The 15959-nt window shown below is 65.2% G+C and carries 16 protein-coding genes; 15 read left to right on the top strand and 1 reads right to left on the bottom strand.

Annotation, left to right across the window (positions count from 1 at the left end):
* Positions 1 to 24 precede the first annotated feature (24 nt).
* The 15 genes from uppS (at position 25) to AC731_RS05015 (ending at position 14611) form a co-directional block, all read left to right on the top strand.
* Complete coding sequence (uppS, locus tag AC731_RS05085) at positions 25 to 804, top strand: polyprenyl diphosphate synthase (RefSeq protein WP_004251107.1); 780 nt, start codon at positions 25 to 27, stop codon at positions 802 to 804.
* Positions 797 to 1618 (top strand): phosphatidate cytidylyltransferase, encoded by an 822-nt coding sequence (locus tag AC731_RS05080; protein WP_048709728.1) that lies wholly within the window; start codon positions 797 to 799, stop codon positions 1616 to 1618. The genes uppS and AC731_RS05080 overlap by 8 nt, the downstream gene beginning before the upstream one ends.
* Before the next feature lie 40 nt (positions 1619 to 1658).
* Positions 1659 to 2855 carry a 1-deoxy-D-xylulose-5-phosphate reductoisomerase gene (gene ispC / locus AC731_RS05075; protein WP_048709726.1) on the top strand — a complete coding sequence of 399 codons (1197 nt, stop codon included), beginning with the start codon at positions 1659 to 1661 and terminating at the stop codon, positions 2853 to 2855.
* Between the two features lie 2 nt (positions 2856 to 2857).
* The gene (rseP, locus tag AC731_RS05070; protein WP_048709723.1) at positions 2858 to 4222 is read left to right on the top strand and encodes an RIP metalloprotease RseP; all 1365 of its coding nucleotides are present in this window, start codon (positions 2858 to 2860) and stop codon (positions 4220 to 4222) included.
* Positions 4223 to 4230: 8 nt separating this feature from the next.
* Positions 4231 to 6570 carry an outer membrane protein assembly factor BamA gene (gene bamA / locus AC731_RS05065; RefSeq protein WP_048709720.1) on the top strand — a complete coding sequence of 780 codons (2340 nt, stop codon included), beginning with the start codon at positions 4231 to 4233 and terminating at the stop codon, positions 6568 to 6570.
* A gap of 34 nt (positions 6571 to 6604) precedes the next feature.
* Positions 6605 to 7105, top strand: a complete 501-nt coding sequence (locus AC731_RS05060) for an OmpH/Skp family outer membrane protein (RefSeq protein WP_004251113.1) — start codon at positions 6605 to 6607, stop codon at positions 7103 to 7105.
* Positions 7106 to 7117: 12 nt separating this feature from the next.
* Positions 7118 to 8152, top strand: a complete 1035-nt coding sequence (lpxD, locus tag AC731_RS05055; protein WP_048709718.1) for a UDP-3-O-(3-hydroxymyristoyl)glucosamine N-acyltransferase — start codon at positions 7118 to 7120, stop codon at positions 8150 to 8152.
* 8 nt (positions 8153 to 8160) lie between these two features.
* Positions 8161 to 8595: a 3-hydroxyacyl-ACP dehydratase FabZ gene (gene fabZ / locus AC731_RS05050; RefSeq protein WP_038010530.1), complete on the top strand. Its 435-nt coding sequence runs from the start codon at positions 8161 to 8163 to the stop codon at positions 8593 to 8595.
* On the top strand, positions 8592 to 9362 hold the full coding sequence (gene lpxA, locus AC731_RS05045) for an acyl-ACP--UDP-N-acetylglucosamine O-acyltransferase (protein ID WP_004251119.1): 771 nt from the start codon (positions 8592 to 8594) through the stop codon (positions 9360 to 9362). The genes fabZ and lpxA overlap by 4 nt, the downstream gene beginning before the upstream one ends.
* Positions 9363 to 9377: 15 nt before the next feature.
* Positions 9378 to 10529: a lipid-A-disaccharide synthase gene (lpxB, locus tag AC731_RS05040; protein ID WP_048709715.1), complete on the top strand. Its 1152-nt coding sequence runs from the start codon at positions 9378 to 9380 to the stop codon at positions 10527 to 10529.
* Entirely contained in the window at positions 10526 to 11152 is a 627-nt protein-coding gene (gene rnhB / locus AC731_RS05035; RefSeq protein WP_048709712.1) for a ribonuclease HII, read from the top strand. The genes lpxB and rnhB overlap by 4 nt, the downstream gene beginning before the upstream one ends.
* Positions 11149 to 11937, top strand: coding sequence for a TrmH family RNA methyltransferase (locus tag AC731_RS05030; protein ID WP_048709709.1), 789 nt, complete (start codon positions 11149 to 11151; stop codon positions 11935 to 11937). Before rnhB ends, AC731_RS05030 begins: the two co-directional genes overlap by 4 nt.
* Before the next feature lie 162 nt (positions 11938 to 12099).
* Positions 12100 to 12600 carry a hypothetical protein gene (locus AC731_RS05025; RefSeq protein ID WP_048709706.1) on the top strand — a complete coding sequence of 167 codons (501 nt, stop codon included), beginning with the start codon at positions 12100 to 12102 and terminating at the stop codon, positions 12598 to 12600.
* Between the two features lie 87 nt (positions 12601 to 12687).
* A complete protein-coding gene (gene yaaA / locus AC731_RS05020; protein ID WP_048709704.1) occupies positions 12688 to 13473 on the top strand; it encodes a peroxide stress protein YaaA in 786 nt (261 codons plus the stop codon).
* Between the two features lie 4 nt (positions 13474 to 13477).
* Positions 13478 to 14611, top strand: coding sequence for a M14 family metallopeptidase (locus AC731_RS05015; RefSeq protein WP_048709701.1), 1134 nt, complete (start codon positions 13478 to 13480; stop codon positions 14609 to 14611).
* Positions 14612 to 14636: 25 nt separating this feature from the next.
* Here AC731_RS05015 and hpnE read toward each other — a convergent pair whose 3' ends face one another.
* Complete coding sequence (gene hpnE / locus AC731_RS05010; protein ID WP_048709698.1) at positions 14637 to 15959, bottom strand: hydroxysqualene dehydroxylase HpnE; 1323 nt, start codon at positions 15957 to 15959, stop codon at positions 14637 to 14639.

Genomic DNA, 15959 nt, shown 5'->3' with positions numbered 1-15959 from the left:
TATGGGCAGAACAGGAGGCGGGTCATGACGCACAAGCGTTTCATAAGTTCCACCCGGGAGATCCCGGCGGTGAGCGCGGTTCCGCGTCACGTGGCGATCATCATGGACGGCAACGGCCGCTGGGCGCGCAAGCGCCTGATGCCGCGCGTTGCCGGGCATTCCCGAGGCCTCGATTCGGTGCGCGCGGTGGTCAGGGCGTGCATGGAACGGGGTATCGAGTACCTGACGCTGTTTGCCTTCAGTTCCGAGAACTGGCGCAGGCCGGCCGACGAGGTGTCCTTCCTGATGCAGCTCTTCATGAAGTCGCTGCGCAAGGAGGTCGCCCGGCTGGACGAGAACGGGATTCGACTGCGCGTCGTCGGTGATCTGGCCCGATTCGACCCCGAACTCGTTCGCGCCATTCGCGAGTCCGAGGAAAAGACCGCGAAGAACGAACGCTTGCACCTGAGCATCGCGGCAAACTACGGTGGCCGATGGGACATCGCGAATGCCGTCGCTGCGCTGATGCGCGCGCATCCCGAACGATGCGACGGATTCAGCGAGGACGAGATCGCCTCGGCGTTGTCGATGAACTTCGCGCCGGAACCGGATCTGTTCATTCGGACTGGCGGGGAGAAGCGCATCAGCAACTTCCTGTTGTGGCAACTCGCTTACACCGAGCTCTACTTCACCGATACGCTGTGGCCGGATTTCGGCGCCGATGCGCTCGACCAGGCGATCGCTTCCTATGGGGGGCGCGAGCGCCGCTTCGGTCGTACAAGCGAGCAGCTCGTCGAGCAGGGTGCAACAGGACATCATGCTTAAAGCGCGTGTTCTGACAGCGATTGCGTTACTGGCGGGTCTGCTCGCCGCTGTCTTCCTGCTGCCTGCTTCGGGTTGGCTTGTGCTGTGCGCGCTCGTCTGTGGCGCCGCGGCGTGGGAGTGGGGCGGCCTTGCCGGCTTCGAGCGCCCGCTGCGGATGTCCACCGCCATCTCGTTCGGTATCGCCTGCCTGATCCTCGGTGTGCTCAGCGGACTGGTGAGTGGGGCGACGACGGGGGCCGGCATCCTCGTGCCGCTTTACGTCATCAGCGCACTGTTCTGGGTTTTCGTCGTCCCGGTCTGGCTCGTACGCAAGTGGACCTTGTCGAATCCGATGCTGGCGTCCCTGGTCGGCTTCGTCGTGCTCGTGCCCACTTCGCTCGCGCTCGTGCATCTGCGTGCGCTCGGTCCGTGGGTCATGCTGGCGGTCATGGCCGTCGTCTGGGTGGCGGACATTGCTGCGTACTTCTCGGGACGTGCCTTCGGCCGCCACAAGCTGGCGCCATCCATCAGCCCCGGCAAGACGTGGGAAGGCGCGATCGGTGCGGTGGTTGCAGTGCTGCTGTTCGGCTTCGGCGTGCTGACCTGGCAGGGCGCGAGCAATCCGGGCGGCGCGATGGTGGTGGCCGCGGGGCTCGTGCTCTGGACGGCAATCAGCATCATCGGCGACCTCTACGAGTCGCTGCTGAAGCGCCAGGCGGGTCTGAAGGACAGCGGCACGATCCTGCCCGGACACGGTGGCATCCTCGACCGCATCGACAGCCTGACCTCCACCCTGCCGCTGGTGGCACTCTTCGTCGTTCTGCTGGCACGCTGAGTCGGCGGAACGCCCTTTGTTTTCCGTTCCTGCCCATCCAATGCGACAACCCGCCACGCAGCGCATCACCGTTCTTGGGGCGACCGGCTCCATCGGACAAAGCACCCTCGACGTCGTAGCCCGTCACCCGGACCGCTTCGAGGTCTTTGCCCTGACGGCGCACCGTCAGGACGACAAGCTGCTTGAGCAGGTGCTCCGGTTCTCGCCGCAGTATGCCGTGATCGGAGACGTCGAGGCCGCCCAACGTCTCCGGGTCGCGCTTGCGGAGGCAGGCAGCCGCACCGAGGTGCTGTGCGGCCCCGAGGCCCTGGAGCAGGTTGCCGCCGCGTCCGACGTCGACATGGTGATGGCGGCGATCGTCGGAGCTGCCGGATTGCGGCCGAGCCTCGCGGCTGCGCGCGCCGGAAAGAAGGTGTTGCTCGCCAACAAGGAGGCCTTGGTGCTCTCCGGGCAGATCTTCATGGATGCGGTGGCGGCGAGCGGTGCGGTGTTGCTGCCGATCGACAGCGAGCACAACGCGGTTTTCCAGGCGCTGCCGGCCGGCTATGCGCGAGCGCCTGGGCGGGCGGGCGTACGCCGTGTCCTGCTGACGGCATCGGGCGGCCCGTTCCGTGCTGCGCCCATCGCCGAACTGGCGGCGGTGACGCCCGAGCAGGCCTGCGCACATCCGAACTGGGTCATGGGGCGCAAGATTTCCGTCGATTCGGCGACGATGATGAACAAGGGGCTCGAGGTCATCGAGGCGCACTGGTTGTTCGGCGTACCGGCCGAGATGATCGAGGTGGTCGTCCATCGCCAGAGCGTCATCCACTCGATGGTGGAGTACGTCGATGGCTCGGTTCTGGCGCAACTTGGCAATCCCGACATGCGCACGCCGATCGCTCACGCCATGGCGTGGCCGGAACGGATCGAGGCCGGCGTGCGGTCGCTCGACCTGTTCGAGATCGCTCGCCTGGATTTCGAACGGCCCGATTTCCAGCGTTTCCCCTGCCTTGGCCTTGCGTTCGCCGCGCTGCGTGCGGGTGGGGCTGCCCCGGCCGTACTCAATGCTGCAAACGAGGAGGCGGTTGCCGCGTTCCTCGACCGGCGCATCGCCTATCTCGATATTGCGCGCGTAATCGAACCTTGCCTGGAACGCAGTGCCGGCGTCGCGGTCGATTCGCTGGATGCTGTGCTCGCCGTGGATGCGCAGGCACGTGATTGGGCATCCGCCCAGATCCAGACACTTTCCCGCTGACAATGAATCTTCTCGACTATCTGCTTCCTTTCGCCCTTGCGCTGGGCCTGCTCATCCTCGTGCATGAGCTTGGGCACTATCTCGTGGCGCGTTGGTGCGGCGTCAAGGTGCTGCGCTTCTCGATCGGCTTCGGCAAGCCGCTGCTGGTGCGTCGAGCCGGACGGGATGCAACCGAGTGGGCGCTCGCCGCGTTTCCATTGGGTGGGTACGTCAAGATGCTGGACGAGCGCGAGGGGCCGGTGGCGCCTGCCGAATTGCATCGCGCTTTCAACCGGCAGAGCGTGTACCGGCGCTTCGCCATCGTTGCCGCGGGACCGATCGCGAATTTCGTGCTCGCGATTGCGCTGTACTGGGGGTTGTTCGTGGCGGGGACCGATGAGCTTCGCCCACGCGTCGCTTTGTCGGACACGCCAGCCATCGCCGTGGCGGCGGGCGTGCGCGATGGCGATCTCGTGCTTGCCGTCGACGACGAGCCGGTGCGCTCTTGGCAGGACTTGCGCTGGGTCCTGTTGCGGCATGCACTGGAGCAGGGTGAAGTCGTCCTCAAGGTGCGTACGCTCGAAGAGGTGGAGGCATATCGGCGCCTGAACCTTGGCGGTGTGCCGATTGAGGATGGCAGTCAGGACCTGATCGTCCGCTTGGGCCTCAAGCCGTGGCGTCCCGTCATCCCGGCGATCGTCGGGCGGCTATCGGAGGGAGGCTCGGCGGAGCGCGCCGGGCTGCGGGAGGGCGACGAGGTCATCGCAATCGAGGGTGCTGCCATCGAGGGGTGGGCGGCATTGGTCGAACGTGTCCGTGCCGCCCCGGGAAAGCCGCTGGATTTCGAGGTGCTGCGAGGTGGCGAGCGGTTGACCCTGAGCGTGACGCCGGAATCCGGCACGGATAACGGCGTGCCGGTCGGCCGCATCGGCGTCGGAGTCGCCGAGCCGGTCGAAGGCGGACTGTCGATGTTCGCGCAGGTGCGCTATGGGCCGCTCGAAGGGCTGACGAAGGCTGTGCGCCAGACTTGGGAAACCAGCGTCCTGAGCCTGAAGATGATCGGTCGGATGTTCACTGGCGAAGTGTCGTGGAAGAACCTCTCTGGGCCCGTGACGATTGCGGATTATGCCGGCCAGACGGCGCAGCTCGGACTGAGCCATTACCTGAAGTTCGTCGCCCTGATCAGCATCAGCCTGGGGGTCTTGAACCTGCTCCCCATCCCGGTGCTCGATGGGGGGCACTTGTTGTACTATACGGTCGAAATCATCAAGGGCGGTCCGATTCCGGAACGCGTCATGGAGATCGGTCAACAGATCGGCCTCGTCCTGCTTGCAATGCTGATGGCATTTGCTTTCTACAACGACATCAATCGTCTCATTTCCGGCTGAATTCCTGCATGAATCGCAAGCTCCTGCCCGGGCTCATCATGGCCCTTTTTGCCGCTGTGCCGGCATTCGCATTCGAACCTTTCGTGGTCAAGGACATCCGGGTCGAAGGCATCCAGCGGACCGAAGCGGGAACCGTGTTCAACTACCTGCCGGTGCGGGTCGGTGAGCGCTTCGACGAGGGACAAGCGGCCGAGGCGATCCGTGCGCTGTTCGCGACCGGTTTCTTCAGCGACGTACGTATCGAGACCGAGGGTGACGTCATCGTCGTCGTGGTCGATGAGCGGCCTGCTATCGCACAGATCGACTTCGTCGGTGTGAAGGAGTTCGACAAGGACGCGCTCAAGAAGGGGCTGCGGGAAGTTGGCTTGGCCGAGTCCCGAATCTTCGACCGTTCGCTGCTCGAGCGTGCCGAACAGGAGCTCAAGCGACAGTATCTGTCACGCGGCAAGTATTCGGCCCAGATCAAGACCACGGTGACGCCGCTCGAGCGCAACCGGGTCGGCATCAATTTCAATGTCGAGGAAGGCGATGTCGCCAAGATCCGGCAGATCAGCATCGTCGGAGCGAAGGCCTTCGACGAGGATGACCTGCTTGAACAGATGCAGCTCACCACGCCGGGCTGGCTGACCTGGTATACCAAGAACGACCAGTATTCGCGCCAGAAGTTGTCCGCTGACCTGGAGACCCTGCGCTCCTTCTATCTGAACCAGGGCTACCTCGACTTCAACATCGATTCGACCCAGGTCTCGATCACGCCGGACAAGGAGGACATCTACATCACGGTGAACATCACCGAAGGTGAGATGTACACCGTCAGCGGCATGCGTTTCACCGGCGATCTGGTGTTGCCGGAGTCCGAGTACGTGTCGATGACCCAGCTACGGCCAGGCGACACCTTCTCGCGCGAGAAGCTGACCGAGACCACGAAGGCCATTACCGACCGCCTGGGCAACGAAGGCTACGCCTTCGCCAACGTCAACGCAGCGCCGGAGGTGGACAAGGAGAAGCGCCAGGTGGCCTTCACGGTGTTCGTCGATCCGGGTCGGCGCGTCTATGTGCGCCGGATCAATGTCGGCGGCAACACCAAGTCGCGCGATGAGGTCGTTCGCCGCGAAATGCGCCAGATGGAGGGAGGCTGGTACGACGCCGCGGCGATCAACCGTTCGCGTACCCGAATCGACCGCCTGGGCTTCTTTGACGAGGTCAACGTCGAGACGCCTGCCGTGCCGGGTACGACCGATCAGGTCGACGTGAACTTCACGGTGAAGGAACGGCCCACCGGTAACCTCATGCTGGGTGCTGGTTTTTCGAGTTCTGAGAGCGTCGTGCTGTCGGCTTCGGTCTCCCAGCAGAACCTGTTCGGCAGCGGCAATGCCCTGACGCTGGGGCTCAACACGAGCAAGTCGAGCCGAACGCTTGCACTGTCGTTCACCAATCCGTACTACACCGTCGATGGCGTCAGCCTGGGTTGGGACCTCTACCACCGCACCTACGATTCGACCGAATACAGAAACCTGTCGCCGTACAAGACCGTCTCTACCGGGGCGGGCCTGAGGCTCGGGTGGCCGATTGCCGAGGATGATCAGGTGAATTTCGGCCTGACTGCGGACCAGACCAAGATCACGACCTACGAAGGCAGTCCGTTTCTTTACAAGGACTTCTGCAACGACAATGGTGGTTGCAGCGGCAACGGTGTGGGCGATGTGTCGGTCAGCAGTCTGCTGCTGACGGTCGGCTGGTCGCGGGACAGTCGTGACAGTTTCATCTATCCGCGCAAGGGTACGTATCAGCGAGTGTACGGTGAAGTCACCGTGCCGGTGGGCGATCTGCGCTTCGGTAAGCTTGGCTACCAGCACCAGCACTGGTTCCCGTTCGGGCGCGACTATGCGCTGATGCTCAATGCCGACGTCGGTTACGCGAAAGGCTTCGGTGGGAAGAGCGTGCCTTTCTACAAGAACTACTACGTGGGCGGCATCGGGTCGGTGCGAGGTTTCGATCAGGGCACGCTGGGACCGAAGTTCACCGATAGCGATGGGGATGTCACCTCGTCCGGCGGTACTCGCAAGCTGGTCGGCAATGCGGAGTTCTTCTTCCCGATGCCTGGCGCCGGTACCGACCGCTCGTTCCGCATATCGGCCTTCTTCGACGCCGGTTACGTATGGGGCGAGGACCCGGATACGGGCAAGGAACAGAAGATCGGCTTTGACGACCTGCGCTACAGTACGGGCTTGGCGTTCTCCTGGAGTTCGCCGATCGGGCCGCTGAAATTCAGTTTCGGCCACCCGCTCAAGAAGGAAAAGGACGACGAGATCCAGCGGTTCCAGTTCCAGCTCGGCAGCGTGTTCTGATCGCGCCGCAAACAAGATTTTTCCGGAGGCATAAGTGAAAGTCAGTACCCTCTCCCTGGTGGCTGCCGCCCTGATTGGCGTTTCCCAGGCCGCAGTGGCCGATACCAAGATCGGCTTCGTCAACTCCGACCGCGTGATGCGCGAGGCAGCGCCGGCCGTCCGTGCACAGCAGCGCCTCGAGAAGGAGTTCGAGAAGCGCGACCAGGAGCTTCAGCGTATGGCGAAGGATCTCAAGGCCATGCAGGAAGAACTGGAGCGTGAAGTGCCGACGATGGCCGAGAGCGATCGCCGCAACAAGGAGCGCGCGCTCAATGATCTCAATCGCGATTTCCAGCGCAAGCAACGTGAGTTTCGCGAGGATCTCAACCAGCGTCGCAACGAGGAGCTGGCCTCGGTGCTGGACAAGGCCAACCGTTCGGTGAAGCAGATCGCCGAGAGCGAGAATTACGACATCATCTTCCAGGAAGCGGTTTACGCCAACCCGAAGATCGACATCACCGACAAGGTCATCAAGGCCCTGTCCGACGCCAAGTAAGCATTCCTCCGCATGTTTCGTCTCGACGAGCTGGTTGCGCGCCTAGGCGGTGAACTCAGTGGCGATGCGGCGATAACCGTGCGCCGTGTCGCCACGCTCGACCAGGCGGGAGACGGAGACCTGGCCTTCGTGGCCAACCGCAAGTATCTGTCGCGCCTGCAGGGCAGTGCCGCGAGCGCGGTCATCGTGGCGCCGGATGTTCGTCCGCTGGTCGAAGGTCGCCCGTGCATCGTCACGGGTGACCCCTACCTTTACTTCGCCCGTGTCGCACAGCTCTTCCATCCTGCACCGGTGGCGCGTCCGGGCATACACCCGTTGGCGGCCGTTGTGTCCCGAGTCCCGGCATCGGTGGAGATCGGGCCGGGTGCGTCGATTGACGAGGATGTGGTCATCGGCGAGGACGTCATCGTCGGCGCGGGTTGCCACATCGGCCGGGGCGTCCGGATCGGTCGCGGCACCCGCCTGGCACCAAGGGTAACGATCCAGCACGGCTGCATCGTCGGTGAGGATTGCATCATCCACTCTGGCGCCGTCATCGGCGCGGACGGGTTCGGTTTTGCCCGGGAGAAGGGCGGAGGCTGGGTCAAGATCCCGCAGGTCGGACGCGTCGTCATCGGCAACGATGTCGAGATCGGTGCCAACACGACCATCGACCGCGGGGCGCTCGACGACACGGTGATCGGTGACGGATGCAAGCTGGACAACCTGATACAGATCGCCCACAACGTTCGCATCGGCGAGCGCACCGCCATTGCCGGTTGCGTCGGCGTCGCCGGCAGCACCACCATCGGCGCGCGCTGCATGATCGGCGGGCAAGCAGGCATCATCGGCCATCTTTCGATCTGCGATGACGTGGTGGTCTCCGCCGGAACGCTGGTCAGCAAGTCGATTACGCGACCGGGCGTCTACACCGCGAGCCTGCCGGTGCAGCCACACGCCGAATGGATACGCAATTTCGCCCATCTCCGGCACCTCGACGCGCTTGTCGGGCGTGTCCGTAGTCTCGAGAATCAACAAGTCGGTCCCGACGACCGCAACCCGGGTTGAACCACATGATGAACATCAACGAAATCATCGAGTACCTTCCGCATCGCTATCCGTTCCTGCTGATCGACCGCGTGCTCGAGATGGAAGAGGGCAAGCGCATTGTCGCGCTGAAGAACGTGACGATGAACGAGCCGTTCTTCCCCGGCCACTTCCCGCACCATCCCGTCATGCCCGGGGTGCTGATCGTCGAGGCGATGGCGCAGGCTGCGGCCGTGCTGTCGTTCAAGAGCATGGGCATCAAGCCCGATGAGAACTCGGTGGTTTACTTCGCCGGTATCGATGCCGTGCGGTTCAAGCGCCCGGTAGTGCCGGGGGATCAGCTGATCTTCGAAGTCGAGATCACGCAGAACAAGCGCAACATCTACAAGTACAAGGGGGTCGCACGCGTCGACGGCGAGATCGCGACCGAGGCCGAACTGATGTGTGCGCTCAAGACGCTATGATTCATCCGACTGCCATCGTCCATGCTGGCGCGAAGCTCGGTGAGAACGTCTCGATCGGGCCGTATTCGATCATCGGCGAGCATGTCGAGATCGGCGACGGGACGCGTGTCGGTCCGCATGTGGTGATCGAGGGACATACCCGGATCGGGCGCGATAACGAGATCTTCCAGTTCTGCTCCCTTGGCGCGAAGCCGCAGGACAAGAAGTACGACGACGAGCCGACAGCGCTGGAGATCGGTGACCGCAACACGATTCGCGAGTTCTGCTCGTTCAACGTCGGCACCAGCCAGGATGCGCACGTCACGCGCATCGGCAACGACAACTGGATCATGGCCTACGTGCACATGGCGCATGACTGCCAGGTGGGCAACAACACCATTTTCGCCAACAACGCCACGCTGGCCGGCCACGTGCATGTCGGCGACTGGGCAATCCTGGGTGGTTTTACCGGTGTTCATCAGTTCTGCCGCGTCGGCGCCCACAGCTTCTGTGGGGTCGGCACCGTCTTGCTGCAGGATCTGCCGCCCTTCGTCACCGTCGCCGGCAATCCGGCCAAACCGCACGGCATCAACAGCGAGGGCCTCAAGCGTCGGGGCTTCAGCGCTGAAGGTATTGCCGCCATCAAGCGCGCCTACCGTGCGCTGTATCGCGCTGGCCTGACGCTGCAGGAAGCGCGACTGCGTGTTGCCGAGATCGCGGCCGAGCATCCCGAAGTGGAGGCGTTTTCGGCGTTCATTGCCCAGTCCGATCGCGGCATCGTTCGCTGAGGCCCTTCCCACACCATGACGGTCCGTATCGCCATGGTCGCCGGGGAAACCTCGGGCGACCTGCTTGCCAGTCACCTGATCCGCGCGATTCGTCAGCAGGTACCGGATGCCGAGTTCTTCGGCATTGGTGGGCCCAAGATGCAGGCCGAAGGGTTCGACGCGCGCTGGCCCAGCGAGCTGCTCGCAGTCCATGGCTATGTTGACGCCCTGAAGCGTTATCGTGAGCTGTCCGGAATCCGCCGCGCGCTGCTGGGGCAGATCCGCGGGGAACGGCCGGCGGCCTTCATCGGCGTGGATGCACCGGATTTCAACCTCTGGCTCGAAGGCAAGGTCAAGGATTCCGGCATTCCCTCCATCCACTTCGTCAGTCCCTCGATCTGGGCCTGGCGCGGCGGGCGCATCAAGCGTATCGCACGTTCGGTGAGCCGGATGTTGTGCCTGTTTCCGTTCGAGCCCGAGATCTATGAACAGGCGGGCGTGCCCGTGAGCTACGTCGGCCACCCGCTGGCCGACGTGTTCCCGCTGCATCCGGATCGCAACGCTGCGCGGCAGTTGCTCGAACTGCCGCTGGAGCATCGCATCGTGGCGATGCTGCCAGGCAGCCGGCAGTCTGAGGTCCGCAATCTTGCCGACACCTACATCGCAACGGCCAAGCAGATGGTCGAGCGCGATCCCGGCCTGTGCTTCCTGGTCCCGCTGGCGACACGCGAGACGCGCGCGATCTTCGAAGAGGCCCTGCATCGCAACCAGGCGCTGGACCTGCCGATCAGGATGCTGTTCGGCCACGCGGTCGAGGCGATGATCGCGAGCGACGTGGTGCTCGTGGCGAGCGGTACCGCAAGTCTGGAGGCTGCGCTGCTCAAGCGGCCGATGGTGATCACCTACCGCATCGGGGCGTGGCAGTACCGGCTGATGAAGCGGATGGCCTACCTGCCGTGGGTCGGCTTGCCCAACATCCTCTGCAATGAAGGCCTGGTGCCGGAGTTGCTGCAGGACGATGCGACGCCGGAGAAACTCGCCGCTGCGCTCGATGCCTGGCTGAACGACCCTGACCGCCGTGCAGCGCTGGAGGCGCGATTTGCCGAGCTGCACCTCACGCTGCGGCAGAACACCGCCGAGAAGGCGGCGGAGGTCGTCCTGCCTTATCTGCGTCAGGGCGCAGCATGACCGCAGACCTGTTTCTGTCGTCCGCGGTCACCCGAGGTGGTGTGCTGGTGTGTGGTGTCGATGAAGCGGGGCGCGGACCCTTGTGCGGGCCGGTGGTCGCTGCCGCGGTCATCCTTGATCCCGCGCGCCCGATCGAAGGCCTCGCAGACTCCAAGAAGCTCAGCGAGCGCGCGCGCGAACAGCTCGCACCCTTGATTCGTGAGCATGCGCTGGCGTGGGCGGTCGCCGAGGCGAGCGTCGAGGAGATCGACCGCCTCAACATCCTGCACGCGACCATGCTGGCCATGCAGCGGGCCGTGTGTGCATTGTCCGTTGCGCCGGGTGAGGTGAGGGTGGATGGCAACCGCTGTCCGACGCTGCCATATCCGACGCGAGCCATCGTCAAGGGCGATGCGACGGAGCCGTCCATTTCGGCTGCGTCGATCCTGGCCAAGACGGTACGTGACGAGGCCATGCGGGTCCTCGACCGGGAGTGGCCGCAGTACGGGCTGGCGGGCCACAAGGGCTATCCGACGGCGGCGCACCTGATGGCCATCGAGCGTCATGGCGTCGCACCGTTCTACCGGCGCAGCTTCGCGCCGGTGCGGCGCCTGGTCGAGCGCGCGGGCGACGGCTCCGCATGAAGGCGATCTCCTCGCGCGACAACCCGCTCGTCAAGCGCCTGCACGCGCTCGCAAGCTCGGGGCGTGAGCGCCGCATACTGGGTGAGACATTGCTGGACGGAGCGCACCTGGTACAGGCTGCACTGGAGCGTTCGTGCCGCTTGAAGGGACTGGTCGTGTCCGAGTCAGGTGTCCGCAAGGCCGAGATTGCCGACCTGCTTGGCGAGGTCGGACAGGGGCTGCCTTGCCACGTGTTGCCGGACACCTTGTTTGCCCACGTCAGCCCGGTGGATACGCCCTCCGGCGTGCTGGCGATCATCGACCTGCCGGCGGAGAAACCGCTGGGAACGATCGTCGATAACCTCGTCGTGCTGGACGGCGTCCAGGACCCGGGGAACCTGGGCACGATCCTGCGTACCGCCGCAGCGGCAGGCGTACGGCACGTGTTGCTGGCCGAAGGATGCGCGGGCGCGTGGTCGCCGCGGGTGCTGCGCGCGGGCATGGGCGCACACTTCGTCCTCGAGGTGCATGAGCGGGTCGATCTCGCGGCCTGGCTTCCGGGCTTCGGCGGTCAGGTGCTCGCGACCGCGCTCAGCGGCGATGCCTGCAGTCTCTATGATCTCGATCTGCGAGCGCCCGTCGCCTGGGTTTTCGGCGGCGAAGGGCAGGGCGTCTCGCCCGCGGTGCTGGCCTGCGCCACGCGCCACGTCCTCATCCCGATGCCCGGTGCCATCGAGTCGCTCAACGTCGGCGCCGCGGTTGCGGTCTGCCTGTTCGAGCAGGCCAGGCAACTCGGCTCGCGATAACTACGTCACATTCCCTTGTCGTGCGCCATTGACATAGATGGCGTTGCACCGTGATCCTCATCCGGCTCGTAGCGTCGCGGAGGCTTATCTCCGACGCATCGATCCGACCAACGGATGCGCATAAAGACGGCAATACGCCGCAAGCGCCGAGGAGACAAGAGAATGACGATTTACACCAAGACCCCGAAAGGGCAGGACGAGATCGCCCATCGCAGCGGGGACGTCGGGCAGCGTGCGCGCCGCCTCCTGATCCTGATCGATGGCCGGCGCGGCACCGACGAGCTGGCTGCCCTCTCCGCCGACGATGCCATCGCGACCACGCTGTCCCAGCTCGAGGAGGCTGGGCTCATCGAGGCCGTTGCCGCGGCAGCGCCCGAGCGCGTCATGCCTGCGGCGGCGGTCGAGCCTGCCTCCAGGGCGATCTCAGGCGGGCAGGCGCCAAAGGCGGGTGACCTGCAGCTGGCGCGCGACTTCATGATGAACACGCTGCGCACGTTCCATGGTCCGTACGCCAAGCTCGGCCTGATGAAACGCATCCAGGCCGCGCCCGACCGCGACGGACTGATGGCGCTCCACGAGGAATGGCTGGCTTCGATCTCCGAGACGCGCATCGGGCGCAAACGTGCCGAGGAACTGACAGAGCGCTTGATGGCGGTGATGTGACATGACGCGGCGGCGGGCAGGCCGTGCGGCCGCCGAGCGTCCCGAGTTTGTTACCATCGGGACCTTCTTCCGCTCGACATCCGTTCCATGATCATCGTCATTTCGCCCGCCAAGGCGCTCGACTACGAGACGCCGCCGAGCACCGCCCGTTTTTCCCAGCCGGATTTCCTCGATCACGCCGCCGAGCTGATCGACATCCTGCGCCAGCGCTCGCCCGCCGAGATTGCCGAGCTGATGTCGCTGTCGGACCCGCTCGCCACGCTCAACGTCGCCCGCTATGCGCAGTGGTCGCGTCCCTTCTCGCCCGACAACGCCAAGCAGGCCGTGCTCGCCTTCAACGGCGACGTCTACGAAGGGCTGCAGGCCGCATCGCTGGATGAGGCGCAGCTGCAGTGGGCGCAGGATCACCTGCGCATCCTCTCGGGCCTGTATGGCGTGCTGCGCCCGCTCGACCTGATGCAGCCCTACCGGCTCGAGATGGGAACCCGTCTCGAAAACGCACGGGGCAAGAACCTCTACGCATTCTGGGGCGAGCGCATCACCGATGAGCTGAACCGCCTGCTTGCAGCGGAGCGGGACGCCGGACGGGAGCCCGTCCTGTTCAATCTCGCCTCGGACGAGTACTTCAAGTCGGTCAAGCCGGCCAAGCTCAAGGGCCGGCTGGTGACGGCGGTGTTCGAGGACTGGAAGGGCGGTCGCTACAAGATCATCAGTTTCTATGCCAAGCGTGCGCGCGGCCTCATGAGTCGCTACGTCATCCAGAACCGCATCGACGACGTCGAGGGGCTGAAGGGCTTCGACAGCGAAGGCTATGCCTTTGCGGCGGAAGCTTCGGATGCCGACACGCTCGTTTTCCGCCGCCGCGAGGACTGAATCCATGCGCATCAGCTCGAATTTCGACGCGGGCGCGATCGAGATCGTCAGTCTCGACGACCCGCAGGACATTCGCCTGCGCTTGCGTGCCGACAATGCCGCCGACTTCCGCCAGTGGTTCCATTTCCGCCTGATGGACGCCGCGGGCAAGCCGCTGCGACTGGTGATCGAGAATGCAGCCGAAGCGGCGTATCCGGATGGCTGGCCGGGCTATCGCTGCGTGGCCTCCTACGATCGCCGGACCTGGTTCCGCGTGGCCGGGACGCGCTACGAGGACGGTCGCCTGATCGTCGAGCACACGCCCGAGCGCGACAGCGTCTACTACGCCTACTTCGAGCCCTATTCGCACGAGCGCCATCTGGACTTGCTGGCGCGGGCGGAAACCTCGCCCTTCGCCAGCGTGCGCAATCTCGGCGCGACCGTAGACGGCCGCGACCTGGACGTGGTCGTCGTCGGGCGTCCGGCCCCGACGCGCCGGCCGGTGTGGATCATCGCGCGCCAGCACCCGGGCGAGACCATGGCCGAATGGTTCGTCGAGGGCCTGCTCGAGCGCCTGCTCGACGGGGCGGACGCCGTGGCCCGCAAGGTGCGGGAGCAGGCCGTGCTGTACATCGTGCCCAACATGAACCCGGATGGGGCGGTGCGCGGCAACCTGCGCACCAACGCCGCGGGCCGCAACCTGAACCGCGAATGGCGCGAACCCGACCTGACGGCCAGCCCCGAGGTGTTTCTCGTGCGCGAGGAGATGCAGCGCACCGGTTGCGACCTCTTCCTCGACATTCACGGCGACGAGGCGCTGCCCTACGTGTTCTTCTCGACGGCGGAGGAGGTGCCGGGCTTCACGGCGGAATCCGCACGTCGGCAGGCGCGCTTCATCGAAGCCTTTGCCGCCGTGGCGCCGGACTTCCAGACCGCGGAGGGCTACAAGCCGGGCCGCTTCGGCGAGGAACTGCTCACGCTGGCGAGCAAGTGGGTCGCCAACCACTTCGGCTGCGTGTCGCTCACGCTCGAGATGCCGTTCAAGGACAATGCGAACCTGCCCGACGAGCTGACGGGCTGGAACGGCGCGCGCAGCAAGCGCCTCGGGGCTGCCATGCTCGATCCGATCCTCGCCCACCTGGCCGACACCCCGGCCTGAGCGCGACCAAGGTGCCCGCTGCGGGTCAGCTGGCGTAGCCGAGTTCGGCGAGGATGGCCTGCGCGCAGGCGATGCCGGAGCGCACGGCGGATTCGAGCGTGGCCGGATAGTCCGACTCGAGGTAATCCCCCGCGAGCCACAAACCGCGCATCGGCGTGCGGATGCCCGGGCGGAAGATGCCGGGTCTGCAGGCGATGGTCGCGCGCTTCTCCACAATCACCTGCGACCATTCGGGCGAGGGCAGGCGCCGACCGAGATGGCGTTCGAGCTGGGCATGGGTCTGAAGGATCAGCTCGTCGCGCGGCAGGGTTTCGTGCGGGCCGCTGGCACTGATCACACAAGCGATCAGGCCTTCCGGGCCGCCAAGTTGACCACGGTCGAACGCCCATTGGGCAGGGCCTGCGGTGGCACCGCTCACGAGGCCGATCATCGGTTCGGGCAGTCGCTGCCCCTTTCCCAAGGCCAGGTAGACCGACACGATCGGTTCGTGCGGCAGCGCGTCGATCTGTGCCGCCAGCCGGTCGCACTGGCCGGTGGAGGCGAGCAGCGTACCCGCATGGTAGGGCGCGGTCGCGACCACGACATGCGGCCAGGACTGGCTGCCGGGGTCGCCCTCGAGGCGGAAGCCGCCGGCGACCGGGCGGATCGCGTCGATGGCATTGCCGGTGCGCAGCTTGCCGCGGCGGGTGGCGAGATAGCGTGCGGCCGGTACAGGAAACAGCTCGGACAGGTCGACGCGCGGGATCAGCAACTCGCTGGCACTGGCGGAGCCGGCCAGGCTGTCACGCAGCACATTGGCGAAGATCTGCGCCGATGCTTCTCCGGGCGGGGTGTTGAGCGCCGCGACGCATAGCGGCACCCATACGAGTTCGATCATTGCGGCGGTCTGGCGGGTCTCGCGCATGAGGCCGGTGACGGTCATCTCGGGCGGCACGCGGAAGTCGCTCTTCTTCAGCCTGCGCATCAGGCGGACCATCGCCATCCGGTCGGCCCACGTCAGGCCTTTCGCTCGCAGCAGACCCACGGCCAGGTGGAAGGGCGCGGGCAGCGCGGCGGCCTTCAGGTGCAGGCGGCCCGGCACGTGCAGGGTCAGCGGCAAGTGGGCGAGCAGCTTGGGCGAGCCACCGGTCAGGCGCAGCAGGCGGGTGAGCTCGGTGTAGGCGCCGATAAGGATGTGCTGGCCGTTGTCCACCCGCCAGTGGTGATCCTTGTGCACCACGCGCGCGCGCCCGCCGAGGGTGTGCGAGCGCTCGAACACCGTCACATGTACGCCGGCACGGGCGAGTTCCACCGCACAGGCGAGGCCGGCATAGCCGGCACCGATGACCGCGACGACGGGCACGCTCAT

The sequence above is a fragment of the Thauera humireducens genome (assembly GCF_001051995.2).
GTDB classification, from domain to species: Bacteria; Pseudomonadota; Gammaproteobacteria; order Burkholderiales; family Rhodocyclaceae; genus Thauera; species Thauera humireducens.
This window is presented reverse-complemented; position numbering and strand designations above follow the sequence as displayed.